The 12,664-nt window shown below is 37.7% G+C and carries 13 protein-coding genes and 1 pseudogene; all 14 read left to right on the top strand.

Translation table 11 applies throughout. The annotated features are described in order from the left end of the window. Nucleotides 1-2 precede the first annotated feature (2 nt). The 14 genes and pseudogenes from MHI18_RS21580 to MHI18_RS21515 all read left to right on the top strand — a co-directional run bounded on the left by MHI18_RS21580 (nt 3) and on the right by MHI18_RS21515 (nt 12,645). Nucleotides 3-776, top strand: a complete 774-nt coding sequence (locus MHI18_RS21580; RefSeq protein WP_340850434.1) for an enoyl-CoA hydratase/isomerase family protein — start codon at nt 3-5, stop codon at nt 774-776. A 122-nt stretch (nt 777-898) separates the two neighbouring features. After that, entirely contained in the window at nt 899-2,407 is a 1,509-nt protein-coding gene (locus MHI18_RS21575; RefSeq protein ID WP_340850433.1) for a class I adenylate-forming enzyme family protein, read from the top strand. A gap of 42 nt (nt 2,408-2,449) precedes the next feature. Continuing rightward, a pseudogene (locus MHI18_RS21570) lies at nt 2,450-2,569 on the top strand (ABC transporter permease); the annotation flags it as partial. 151 nt (nt 2,570-2,720) lie between these two features. Next, nucleotides 2,721-3,533, top strand: a complete 813-nt coding sequence (gene speD, locus MHI18_RS21565; RefSeq protein WP_340850432.1) for an adenosylmethionine decarboxylase — start codon at nt 2,721-2,723, stop codon at nt 3,531-3,533. A gap of 96 nt (nt 3,534-3,629) precedes the next feature. Continuing rightward, the gene (locus MHI18_RS21560; protein WP_340850431.1) at nt 3,630-3,788 is read left to right on the top strand and encodes a hypothetical protein; all 159 of its coding nucleotides are present in this window, start codon (nt 3,630-3,632) and stop codon (nt 3,786-3,788) included. A 272-nt stretch (nt 3,789-4,060) separates the two neighbouring features. Next, complete coding sequence (locus MHI18_RS21555; RefSeq protein ID WP_340850430.1) at nt 4,061-4,810, top strand: gamma-glutamyl-gamma-aminobutyrate hydrolase family protein; 750 nt, start codon at nt 4,061-4,063, stop codon at nt 4,808-4,810. Between the two features lie 81 nt (nt 4,811-4,891). Next, a complete protein-coding gene (locus tag MHI18_RS21550) occupies nt 4,892-5,554 on the top strand; it encodes an HAD family hydrolase (RefSeq protein WP_340850429.1) in 663 nt (220 codons plus the stop codon). A 564-nt stretch (nt 5,555-6,118) separates the two neighbouring features. Beyond that, entirely contained in the window at nt 6,119-7,033 is a 915-nt protein-coding gene (locus tag MHI18_RS21545; RefSeq protein ID WP_340850428.1) for an SDR family NAD(P)-dependent oxidoreductase, read from the top strand. 24 nt (nt 7,034-7,057) lie between these two features. After that, nucleotides 7,058-7,495 carry a PaaI family thioesterase gene (locus MHI18_RS21540; protein ID WP_340850427.1) on the top strand — a complete coding sequence of 146 codons (438 nt, stop codon included), beginning with the start codon at nt 7,058-7,060 and terminating at the stop codon, nt 7,493-7,495. 30 nt (nt 7,496-7,525) lie between these two features. Continuing rightward, nucleotides 7,526-9,073, top strand: a complete 1,548-nt coding sequence (locus MHI18_RS21535) for a class I adenylate-forming enzyme family protein (RefSeq protein ID WP_340850426.1) — start codon at nt 7,526-7,528, stop codon at nt 9,071-9,073. A 262-nt stretch (nt 9,074-9,335) separates the two neighbouring features. Further along, nucleotides 9,336-9,533 (top strand): hypothetical protein, encoded by a 198-nt coding sequence (locus MHI18_RS21530; RefSeq protein WP_340850425.1) that lies wholly within the window; start codon nt 9,336-9,338, stop codon nt 9,531-9,533. A gap of 731 nt (nt 9,534-10,264) precedes the next feature. Next, on the top strand, nt 10,265-11,038 hold the full coding sequence (locus MHI18_RS21525; RefSeq protein ID WP_340850424.1) for a hypothetical protein: 774 nt from the start codon (nt 10,265-10,267) through the stop codon (nt 11,036-11,038). Between the two features lie 266 nt (nt 11,039-11,304). After that, nucleotides 11,305-11,670: a CpsB/CapC family capsule biosynthesis tyrosine phosphatase gene (locus tag MHI18_RS21520; protein ID WP_340850473.1), complete on the top strand. Its 366-nt coding sequence runs from the start codon at nt 11,305-11,307 to the stop codon at nt 11,668-11,670. A 369-nt stretch (nt 11,671-12,039) separates the two neighbouring features. Then, entirely contained in the window at nt 12,040-12,645 is a 606-nt protein-coding gene (locus MHI18_RS21515; RefSeq protein WP_340850423.1) for an ECF transporter S component, read from the top strand. Nucleotides 12,646-12,664: the final 19 nt, after the last annotated feature.

The following is a 12,664-nucleotide window of genomic DNA, read 5'->3' as shown; positions in this document are numbered from 1 at the left end:
AGATGGAAAAGCTAGTCACTTATGAAAAGCAGGAAGGATTCGCAACGGTTACAATTAATAATCCACCATTGAATGTACTTGGAAGCAAAGTGGTTGAACAGTTACACGACGTCTTTACGACAATTGCGGGTGACCCTGATATTATCGTCGTCATTTTGACAGGAGCAGGCGATAGAGCATTCATGGCAGGTGCGGATATTAAAGAATTTCCTGAAAAACTTGGCGGTAACATGAAGTCGGGTTCAATCAAAACACATGAGACTCTTAATCTAATAGCGTCACTTCATAAACCAACAATCGCGATGTTAAACGGGATTACACTTGGCGGTGGATGTGAATTAGCTCTGACCTGTGATTTTAGAATTGCTGAAGAACATGTACAGATTGGTCTCCCGGAAATTAAATTAGGTATTTTTCCTGGAGGAGGGGGAACACAGCGTCTGCCTCGCTTAATTGGGAAGACAAAAGCCAAGGAGCTTATGTTTACTGGGGACCCGATAACAGCTCAGGAAGCTAAAGAGATTGGTTTAGTTAGTACAGTTGTACCAAAAGGAAAGGGAATGGAAGAGGCAGCTAAGCTTGCCATGCGTATAGCACGCCACTCTCTTGAAGCTTTGGCGATGATTAAACAAGCAGTAGACGAGGGAATGGAAAAACAGATTGAAGATGGGATTCAGCTGGAGACAGAACTATTTCAAGAAATTTTTCAATCTAAGGGTGCCAAGGAAGGTGTTCAAGCATTTTTGGAAAAACGTACTCCACAGTTTAATCGCTGATTTCCAATTAAGAAAGCACCTTACAATACCAACATTTTGAGATTAAACAGCATGTGAAAGGTGCAATACGTACAAATGAACTTGCTGTTTGAAGAAAACTAATTATGTTGGGGGTAAAAAGGATGAATATTATTGAATTGCTGCAATCGACTGTTGAAAGATACCCAGAGATACCTGCCCTTGTTTTTCGCGATCAGGAAATCAGTTATCAAGAGCTAGGGAAACGAGTACGTAAAGCGGCCTCAGGACTCAAGGCTCTTGGTGTCAGTGAAGATACAAAGGTCGGTTTAATGATGTCGAATAAGCCGGAATATATTATTACCTATTTTGCTATTTTAGCTAACGGAGGGACAGTTGTTCCCCTGAACCCATTATTTAAGGAAGCTGAAGTTACCTATATCCTCAATGACTCTGATTCTGAATATCTAGTGTTAGAGGAGATGTCTCTTTCTGTTATTCAACATGTTAAAAACGAGTTGACCAGCGTGAAAGAAATCATCTGCTATGGTGACTCAGACGAACATTCTTGGGCATCGCTTTTGACTTATCCTGAAATGGAGAGTTTTGTTCCGCGTTATGGGTCTGAAACCGCACAAATTATCTATACATCAGGAACGACTGGATTTCCAAAAGGGGCAATGATCACCCACGCAAATTTAAACTGGATGGCCATTGCAGCTGCGGTGACGAATTCGGTAAAACCAGGCGATCGAATTCTTTGTGTACTGCCTCTATTCCATGCATATGCAAAGCTGCAAGGCGTATTAGCCAATATCGCCCATGGAGGAACGATTTATATCGAGGAACGATTTGAACCGGTATCAATCCTTGATAAACTTGCTAAAAATAAGATTAATATTTTCTTAGGTGTTCCAACCATGTATACGATGTTTATCCACTCACCGAATATTACGGAACTTGATTTTTCTGCACTTCGCATTGCCGGATCAGGGGGAGCCAGTCTTCCAGCAGAGGTGATTGATAAAGTCAAACAATTAATGGACGTTGATATATCGGAAGGCTACGGATTAACTGAAAGTACCGTTATGCTTTGCGCTTCACCAAGAGAGGGAGTTAAGAAGGTTGGTTCTACCGGTGTTCCGCTGGCAGGCGTCAACTTAAAAATAGTGGACCCTGAGGGAAATACGGTCGGACCAAAAGAAGTGGGAGAAATTATCTTTAGAGGCCCGAATTTGATGAAGGGTTATTATAAACAGCCTCAAGAGACAGAAAATGCAATTCGAGATGGCTGGATGCATACTGGAGATTTGGCCTATGCGGACGAAGACGGCTATATTTTTATTGTGGACAGAATGAAAGATATGATCATAAGAGGCGGATTCAACGTGTATCCGCGAGAAATAGAAGAAGTCCTTTATACGCATCCTAATGTGATTGAATGTGCGATCATTGGACGGCCGGATCCCGTGTTCGGTGAAAAAATTGCGGCTTATGTCGTAACGAAGACGGAACAAGAAGAAGAGGAACTACGGGAATACTGTAAACAGAAATTAGTTCACTATAAAACACCTGATTATATTATCTTCATAAAAGAAATCCCAAAATCAGGGACAGGTAAAATGCTCAAAACGGCCTTGAAAAAACTTGATAAAGAGACCGTTAATCCTTAAATGAAAGCGATTTCAATTATAGTTTAATAGAAAAGGACTCCTTCTACGATTGGTACCTTTGTGGGTGCCGGAGGACTTGGGGATATCATCGTACGTGGAACCAGTGCTTCAAATGGTACGGCTGTACTTGCCGATTTATTATTAGGGAGTTTGGAAAAATGACTTTCGCCGATAAAAACGAAAAAAAAGCGGGCTAGGGCCGCTTAAATTGTCAAGGCAGCTCAAACATGCTGCCTTTTTTCTATGAGTCCAGTTTTTTCTTTTGATTATTAGGGTAAATACTACATATTATAACAGATTAAGGAGTGTCCAGATGACGTACACAGCAACGAATACAATTGAATTACATGGATTTAACAATTTAACTAAATCACTTAGTTTTAATATGTATGATATTTGTTATACAAAAACAAAAGCTGAACGTGAAGCCTACATAGCGTATATCGATGAACAGTATAGTGCGGAAAGATTGACCAATATACTGAAAAATGTAACAGATATCATTGGAGCACATGTATTAAATGTAGCTCAACAGGATTATTATCCCCAGGGTGCCAGTGTAACGATGCTTGTATCAGAAGGTCCTGTCGTTGAAGTACCATTAGATTCTTACGATGAAACACCAGGTCCGCTGCCTGAATCCGTTGTAATGCAGCTAGATAAAAGTCATATCACGGTCCATACCTATCCTGAATTCCATCCCAACGAAGGAATTAGTACCTTTCGTGCCGATATCGATGTCTCAACATGTGGTGAAATTTCGCCGCTAAAAGCATTAAACTATTTAATTCATTCGTTTGATACTGATATTATGACAATGGACTACCGTGTTAGGGGCTTTACTCGTGACAAAAATGGCAGTAAATTGTTTATCGATCATGACATCCAATCCATTCAAAACTATATTCCAAAAGATAGTAAAGACTTATACGATATGATTGATGTAAATGTATACCAAGAAAATATTTTTCACACGAAATGCAGACTAAAAGCATTTGACCTGGATAATTATTTATTTGGTTACAAAAAGGATAAATTAGCTGCGTCGGAAATTGAGGAAATTACCAACAAACTTAAAGAAGAAATGGATGAAATATTTTTCGGAAAGAACATGAAAAAGGAGTAAATGAAATGGTAGTTTCCGATAACCATACCAATTCTACTCACTTAGATATCCTGCATGTAACGCTATTTTTCTAGCAGGTTGCATGCAGGATAATTTTTGGAAAAAACTTGTACTAATTTGCTATTCATTCTAGAAATCGAATTTTTCATCCCAAAAACGATGAGAGTAACGGTTACTAGAACGTTGCTGGAAATGGAAATGCTCATGTCGATGTTCATTTCTGCAGCAACGACGGCATCTTTCACGGCGGCTTGATTCGTTAGACATAAAATCACCTCCTGTATTAGATATACTATTCCATTTACGTTTTTTCGATTGGACAAGTTTACGAGATTTCACTTTTAAAACTTATTCTGTTTTAAGGGCGGAATCAGTTGAGCCATGATTTTTTCCTTCAACATACAATTGATCATGACAAGATATTTAAAGAATATTCAAAATTAATCCTGTGACTGTTCCCTGGAAAATGTGTATACTATTACTAAAAAACCACTTTATTACCTGAGAAGTGGATAGTGGGGTGCGAGATGGATAAAAAACCGGTTATTGGGATTACGTGTGCATATACAAAGCAAAGCTTAAATTCAGAGGGGGTTTATGTTCATCAAGATTATCATCGGGCAGTCATCCAAGCAGGTGGTATCCCTTTACTCTTACCGGCTGCTGACCAAGCCACGCTAAATGCTTATTTTGAATTATGTGATGGGTTCATCTTGAGCGGAGGTGAAGATCTTGATCCAGCATTCTTTGGAGAGGCACACCACCCTAAACTTGGATTTGTCTACCATGATCGTGATGCTGCGGAGTTTTACCTTACTCAATTACTTCTAGAACAAAAAAAACCATTTCTAGCGATTTGTAGAGGGATCCAAGTTCTTAATGTTGTTTGTGGAGGTTCATTATATCAAGATATTCCGAGTCAGCTGGCTGCAGCCCACCCACATAGCCAAATAACACATCGTTCAAATACGTTTCATCCTGTCATGCTTACTGAAAACAGCAAGCTTTATCAAATTTTCCAAAAAACTAGCCTTGATGTAAATAGTCTTCATCACCAATCTATAAAGGCATTAGGAAAGGATTTAGAAACTGTGGCAGTTGCAGCAGATGGGGTAATTGAAGCAGTCGAAGTACAAAACCATCCATTCGGAATTGGTGTACAATGGCATCCAGAAAGCATGGCAAGTAAAGACGTCCTCACACAGCAGCTTTTTCAGTCCTTCATCCAAGCGGCTTATCAAAATGGATTTTCTGCAGATAAACTTCATATAAGTTAAATTTACCGAGCTATGCAGATTAATGCCTGCACAGCTTTTTTAGGATACTAGTAAATCTATTGTAGAAGAGGAGAAACTGTAGTGATAAAAGCAATTATTTTTGATTTTGATGGGTTAATTTTAGATACTGAAACGTATGAAATTCAGTCGTATCAACAGATATATGAAGAACATCAGATTCCCTTCCCACATCAACGCTGGCTTGAAAACATTGGAACACAAGGTACCTTTAACCCTTTTGACGAGCTGTTGCATGCAAAAAAGGATCTTGTGTTAGAGAAACTTGATCTAGAAAGAATTGCTAAATATGAGCAGTTAACAATAGATATACAACCAAGGGAAGGGGTCTTAGAGTATTTAATCAGGGGCAAGGAGCTAGGCTTAAAACTAGCGATAGCTTCAAGTTCTTCAAAAAAGTGGGTGACTACTTATCTTGAAAGGTTAGGCCTCTCACCTTATTTTGATTGTATACACACATCAGATGATGTTAAAAAGGTTAAACCGGATCCAGAACTTTACATAAAAACGATGAATTACTTTAAACTCCAACCGGAAGAGGCTATCGTATTTGAAGATTCAGCTAATGGTTCGTTAGCTGCCATTCGAGCTGGAATTCCATGTGTCATTGTCCCAAACGAGACAACAAGTACGCTGATCTTTCACGAAAAAGTAGCGTTAAGATTGAAGTCGAAAAAAGAAAAAACCTTAGATGAAGTCATTTCCTTTATCTCTCAACTTAAATAGAGTGTGTTTGAGCCATCCCTTTTGCGATGGCTTTTTTTTATGGAATTTTTTTGATAGTCCTACTTTTTCTATTCTTTTTTGAGCGTAGTAAAATCAAGACATATGTCTTGATTTTCGGACAAGAAGTAACTGATCGTTCTCTCTTATTCGGATGAAAAATTGGTATAGTTCTTGCATAGTTTCATACAGGTGGATGACTCACATGTAATCTTTATAGGAGATACATTAATCTCCTTAAAGCATTCAAATTAGAGTTGCTGCTAGAGTAAGGAACAAATTTCGGGTAACCAGCAATACGGTACACCTACCAACGAGAAATCGTTAACTAGTTTAATTTACGGGCCAAAGAAAGGGGCTCAAATCCTTAAAGCCTAGGTAGAACTGAAGCGCTGACTATTGTTACAAGTAATCTGGGAATCATGGGGTATTGGGAGAATAAAGTTTACAAACTATTAGCTTCCGAGACTGATAGAGTTAAATAAAGATATTGGTTGGAAATCTAGTACGCCAGAAAATTAATTGAACAGAAATAGAATGAACGATACAAAATGGAGGTTAGAAGAGATGAGAAATTTAGAAGGTAAAGTGGTAATCATAACTGGTGCAGGACGCGGGATTGGCAGAGCGATGGCTTTACTTATGGCGAAAGAGGGAGCGAAAGTAGTTGTTAATGATTTGGGCGGCAGTGCAGAAGGAAGTGGTGAAGACCTTCAAGTAGCTGATGCAGTGGTCAATGAAATTAAAGAGGCAGGCGGAGATGCAGTTGCAAACTATGATTCGGTATCAGAATTCCAAAGTGCTGGAAAAATCATTGAAACTGCGATCCAAAGCTTCGGAAGAATAGATACGGTTATAAATAATGCAGGTATTCTTCGGGACCGAATGGTGTTTAACATGTCAGAAGAGGAATGGGATAGCGTGATTAAGGTACATTTGAAAGGTTCGTTCAACATGACTCGTGCAGCGGCAGGCTATTTTAAGGAACAAAAAAGTGGTTCCTTTATTAATTTCACATCGACATCTGGTTTGATTGGAAATATCGGTCAAGCCAACTATGCTGCAGCAAAGCTTGGGATTGTTGGTTTAACCAAATCAACAGCTCTAGATATGCAGCGTTATCATGTTCGTGCCAATGCCATTGCACCGTTTGCCTGGAGCAGATTGATTGGTTCAATCCCCTCAGAGTCACCTGATCAAAAAGCACGGGTGGAAAAAATCAAGCAAATGCGTCCGGAACATATTGCACCGCTTGCCGGTTACCTGGCAAGCGACTTAGCAAATGATGTTACTGGACAACTATTCGGTGTGCGCGGAAAGGAAATTGTCTTGTTTTCACAGCCGCGTCCGATTCGGTCTGTGTCTAATTTGGAAGGCTGGTCGGTTGATTCAATTGGAGAACAGGGTATTGAAGCGTTAAGATCAGGATTCACTAAGCTAGAAGTCTCGGGGGATGTATTTCCCTATCCCCCAATTATCTAATTTTACATAAAAGAGGTGAAAGAGATGGAAGAGACAATCGAACACCAAGAAGATCTGTTTATAAACAGTCCATTCAATAAACATATAGGGATTGAGGTTAAACATTTTTCAGAGGGCGATGTTGTGTTGCAGCTTACAATTAAGGATTCACATCTTAATGTTAATGATACCGCGCATGGAGGGGTTTATTTTTCACTGTTGGATAGCGTGATGGGGGCAACTGTGCGTTCTACGGTCAAAAATCCAATAACAACGATTAGTATGAATATCAATTACTTCTCTCCAATTAAAGAGGAGGATATTATTACAGCCACCGCAAAAATAATTCAGAAAGGAAATAGTATTGTTACGGCAGAGGGAGAAGTAAGCGATAAAAGCGGAAAGGTCGTTTCCAAAGCAATCGGTACCTTTAAGATTATGCGACATTTAAAGAAGGGTGCGATTGAAAATAATGAAGAATAAAACTGTCAACATTACAATGGGGGGATTACTTTGAGCTTACATGAATTACATGCTTCCCAGCAATTACTTGTTGGGGAAGCATTAAAATCAGCTGTTCATTATTCACCAAATCGGACAGCTTTTATTCACAATGATCATGTAATTACATTTAAGCAACTCTATAAGAATTCATCTTATCTAGCAGGTTGGCTGCAAAGTGAGGGAGTCACTAAAAATGACAAGGTAGCTTGTATTTATAAAAATGGAATCCCATTTGTGGAGTTGTATTTTGCTTGCAGCTTAATTGGAGCTGTGCTCGTACCACAGAATTATCGATTATCGCCAAAAGAATGGTCCAAAATTATTCATCATTCCGACGCTAAATTCATTTTTTTAGAAACAGATTTTTTGAAGCCTTTCGAAGGTAGTAGAGAATATCTTCCTCAGATTGAGAAAGTAATTGTGACTGGGCAGTCTTTGGAGAGTTCCTCTATCGTCTATTCTTCCATCTTAGAAAAGAAAATCCCATATGAATCACGAGAAGAGCTGAATGATTATGAGCCTCATGTAATTGTATATACATCCGGGACAACGGGTGAACCCAAAGGTGTCGTATTAACCCACAAAAATTTTTATATAAATGGTATGAATAAGATGAGCAGCCTCAATCAGGCTCAGCACACAAAAACAATGATTCTTCCGCCGTTATTTCATGTAGCTACCTTGTCACTGTTGGTACAAAATTGTCTTAATGAGGGTACGTTTGTTTTAATGAATCAGTTTGAACCTATTACTGTATTAGAGACGATTGAAAAAGAGGCAATCAATTCGATGTTTCTCGTGCCGACGATGTGGGCCGCATTACTTAATGTACCTAACTTTACTGATTATGATGTTCGCTCAATGAAACTATGTTCAACTGGAGCCAGCATCTGTCCATTAGAGCTAAAATTAAAAATTAAAGAAAGGTTCCCTTCGGCTGGAATCTATGAAGCCTTCGGTCAAACAGAAATGAGTCCGACTACCACGAATTTATTGCCAGAGGACTCCCTTCGGAAAACAAATTCTGTTGGAAAACCTTGTATCAATGTGCGAATTCGAGTAGTGGATGACGATTTGAATGATGTACCTATTGGTGAAGTCGGAGAAATTCTTTACAAGGGCCCCACCTTGATGAAAGAATATTATAAAAATCCCGAAGCAACCCGTGAAGCTTTCACAGGCGGGTGGTTCCACAGTGGTGACTTAGTCCGGATGGACGATGAAGGATTTATTTATGTCGTCGATCGAAAAAAGGATGTGATTATCAGCGGCGGAGAAAACATTTATTCAGCTGAAGTAGAGAAGACGTTGAATAGACATCCATATATTCGTGAATCTGCAGTCGTTGGGGTTCCAGACCCAAAATGGGGACAAAGTGTTCTTGCCTATATTGTCCTGGAACAAGGGAGAGCTTTATCGAAGGAAGAGGTCGTTGAATACTCCCAAAGCGAACTTGGTTCCTATAAAAAACCTAGATATATAGAATTTCTAGATGAACTACCTCGAAATACCTCGGGAAAGATTCTTAAAATAGCACTCAGGAAGGTTTCCCTGTAATTAAACGGAGAAAACACCGTTCACAGTGGATGGTGTTATTTTTTTGTTTTTACCGAACCTTTTAACAAATAGATAGTAAGAAATTTGTTATTTTATTAAAAGCATAGGTGACAAGATAGAAGTAAAGTTAATCAGCACAATAATGGAGGGAAAAAAAACGAAAATTCGCTTAAATTAAGTTACATAATCGTATTATTATAAACTAGATAATCTTCTTATTACAAAAATAAGTGGTGGGACTCGTTATGTCGAAAACAAGTATGTGGAGTACCTCGTTGGACATAAAATTAATCCGATTACGGTTATCCATGATATGGATTTCGTTGCGGAGGCATTTGAGCGTACGATAGTACTTGCCCATAGAAAAGTATTACTAGATGGTGGCACCCGCGAAATCATTTTACAAAAAGACATTTTAGTACAAGCTGGTTTAAACCTTGCCAGGGAGGTTTCCGTATAATTGAATTGAGAAAACGCCGTTCATCTAGTGAATGGTGTTATTTTTTGCTTAATTTTAAACAAAAAGACTAATAAAATAGTTAAGGACGCTTTACTCTTAATCCTAAGAACAGAAATAAAGGGTTTCATATCTTTTAGATAATAATAATGAAACGATAATGCCAAGCACATTTTTAGATGCATTTCAGGAGTTATCAATCTGAATCTATTTAAAATAGAAAACTCTTGATTTGTTCTTTATTAAGAACTATAATGAGTTTATTAGGTTAAATACGCGTATAAAATTTTTATTTTGTTCTTTATAAAGTTATTATTTGTCAAGGTTTAAAAATCATATCCACAGATTTCATCAGTTTTCCACAAATAGATGAATCATAGTAGTCTATCATTTTACTTGGTTGTTCTTAATTAAGTACCTTTTGTTCCTTTCGAAGGATTTATTATTGGGAGTAGGTTTAATTTTTTTCATCAACATATTATCGAATATTTTGTCCTGATATTGAATGGGAGAATAGGAAGCTAACGAAGAATGATCTTTAGGAGGAGGCCCCTAGTCGCCCATATTTATCTGAATTTGTCGGTCAACGAAAGGAGTTGGTTAGGATGATTACGGGATTAAAAATCCCATCTGTAAGGTCAATGCATTACATACTGGGGTAGAGTATGCTGAGTTAATTAAATAATTAACTTAAAAATAAAAAATTATAATAAGAAATAGGGAGAGAACATTTAATGGGTCTTATTACAGGAAAAATCGCAGCACTAGCAATCGCAGGTACAGTTGCAGTAGGTGTAACATTTACAGGAACAGGAACTATTGATGCTGTAAAATCTCAGCTTGGTAATTTAGGTAATAAAATATCCCAATATGAAGCTAGTGAAAATAATCTTCTTGGAAAAATAACTGGTCTTAAAGTGTCCGCTAATGAAAAGATCGGTCAAGCAAACAAAACAATATTCGAGCAAGCAAAGCAAATAGAAATTCTTACAAATAAGAATAATGACCTTAATACACTTGTAAAAAAATATGAAGGTCAAATCAAAGATCTTAACGCACGAATCTCTGGTCTGACAGCTGCAAATAAAGAACAGTTTAAAATTATCTTGGCTAAAGAAGCAGAACTTATTAAAGTTAAAGCTGACCTTAAAGCAACTAAACAAGAGTTAACTCAAGTTATGGATGCTCTTAGAACATTACAAGCGGCTCATGATCAAACTGTTGCTGACTTAGCTAACTTACAAGCTAAGTATGATGCTCTAACTAAAGAACTTGAAAATGAGAAAGCTGATAATGCTTCTAATAAAGCAGAATCAGAACGTGCTAATGGAGAAGTCCAAAAGGCTAATGAAGCAGTTGAAGGTTTAGGAGTTAAATCTTCTGAAGTTGAAGGTGCTACTAATGGATTAAATCCAATGACTCAAGAAGAAGTAGATGCTATTGACACTAAAATTGAAGATGTTAAAGTTCCAAATTCTCCAAAGGCTGTAAGTGAAGTAACTGAATAATTAAATTAAAGAAGGGTAGGACTCAATACGAGCCCTACCCTTTATTTCTTTTCTACGTTCCTATTGGTGTAGAGCTATAATTCGATCTCCAACAATATACCTTAAAGTATATCCTGGAACCATATTAAACTACGGTAGTAGAAAAGCAAAGTGCAGAATATGTTGTAGCGTATTCACCATCATCAGTGTACATTGCTACTTCTCCACGAATAAGTTTTAGAGTTTTATAGCCAGGTGCTGTATAAACAGTAGGTCCTGCAACCCCAATTATCGTTCATCCTGAGAGAAATAAGGAAATCCTGCTGAATCCATCAATCTTATATCATTTAATTCAAGAGGGAGCGTTGACACAAGTTACTGCAGGAAGCATTACTGGTTCATTTGGAAAGAAAATAAAATTGTTTTCCGAAAAAATGATTGAACACAGCTGGGTTCATCTCATAGCTTCTGATGCACATAACTGTACCTCAAGAGGATTTTCACTCCAAGATGCGTATCTCTCTATCCGTAAGAAATTTGGGAACAGCATAGCCTTTCTTTTAAATGAAAATTCGGAAGTACTATTACGAGGACAAAAGATTTATACAGAAGAGCCGAGTAAAATCAAGAAAAAGAAAATGGGGATTTTTTAAAAGGGATTGAAAAGAGATTCATCTATCACCTGGTGATGGATGAATCTCTTTTTCGATCATAAGTAATGTCCTCAAGTTATGCATCTTAAAGCTCTTTACTTCATATAGAATCTATAACAAGAAACGATAATAATTCCGTACTAGATCGGTAGTTAAATAAATTTATAAAATATAAAGATTATTATGAATAAATTTGTTATATTAATAAAAGCATAGGTGACAAGACAGAAGTAAAGTTTATCGGTAAAATAAATAGTAAAGTAATGGAGGGATAAAAAAAACGAACTATTCTCTTAAATTAAGTTACATAATCGGATTATGGTAAACTAGATAATCTTACTAGTACAAAAATGAATGGAGGGACTCGTTATGTCGAAAACAAATATGTGGAGCTTTAAATTATCAACGGCTTCTATAGTTTTGATACCGGCTGCAGTCGGTATTAATTATATAGGAAAGTTATTTGCAGGACTTCTCAAACTGCCTCTGTGGCTTGATTCCATTGGAACAATCTTAGCTGCGATGCTGGCTGGACCAATCGTGGGAGCGCTTTGTGGGTTAATTAATAATATTATTTACGGGCTGACTTTAGATCCTGTCTCATTTGTGTACGCGTTAACAAGCGTTGGAATAGGGATTGCTGCTGGCATTATGGCTTATAAGGGATACATTCGGAATATAGGGATGGCTGTTGTAATGGGGCTTGTCATTAGTCTCGTGGCTACCGTCATATCTACACCCATTAATATTGTCTATTGGGGAGGACAGACAGGGAACATATGGGGGGATGCACTATTTGCCACACTGATTGCGAATGATTTCCCGCTTTGGCTGGCATCGGCTCTTGATGAATTAGTGGTGGATATACCTGATAAAATAGCGGTGGTTGTGATTTCATTTTTACTTTACAAAGGGCTGCCAAACAGTCTTGATCAACTGTTTAAAAATGAGAAAAATCGTGTAGAACAGCTGTAAGAAAGCAGGTGTTTGGTTA

The sequence above is a fragment of the Peribacillus sp. FSL H8-0477 genome (genome assembly GCF_038002765.1).
Taxonomy (GTDB): domain Bacteria; phylum Bacillota; class Bacilli; order Bacillales; family DSM-1321; genus Peribacillus.
The sequence above is the reverse complement of the archived record's forward strand: the minus strand, read 5'-3'. Positions and strand labels throughout refer to the sequence as shown.

What these genes read in the sequence shown, in the direction of transcription:
- MHI18_RS21580 (WP_340850434.1), top strand. Translation starts at nt 3, where the DNA reads ATGGAAAAGCTAGTCACTTATGAAAAGCAGGAAGGATTCGCAACGGTT.
- MHI18_RS21545 (WP_340850428.1), top strand. Translation starts at nt 6,119, where the DNA reads ATGAGAAATTTAGAAGGTAAAGTGGTAATCATAACTGGTGCAGGACGC.
- MHI18_RS21540 (WP_340850427.1), top strand. Translation starts at nt 7,058, where the DNA reads ATGGAAGAGACAATCGAACACCAAGAAGATCTGTTTATAAACAGTCCA.
- speD (WP_340850432.1), top strand. Translation starts at nt 2,721, where the DNA reads ATGACGTACACAGCAACGAATACAATTGAATTACATGGATTTAACAAT.
- MHI18_RS21525 (WP_340850424.1), top strand. Translation starts at nt 10,265, where the DNA reads ATGGGTCTTATTACAGGAAAAATCGCAGCACTAGCAATCGCAGGTACA.
- MHI18_RS21555 (WP_340850430.1), top strand. Translation starts at nt 4,061, where the DNA reads ATGGATAAAAAACCGGTTATTGGGATTACGTGTGCATATACAAAGCAA.
- MHI18_RS21515 (WP_340850423.1), top strand. Translation starts at nt 12,040, where the DNA reads ATGTCGAAAACAAATATGTGGAGCTTTAAATTATCAACGGCTTCTATA.
- MHI18_RS21575 (WP_340850433.1), top strand. Translation starts at nt 899, where the DNA reads ATGAATATTATTGAATTGCTGCAATCGACTGTTGAAAGATACCCAGAG.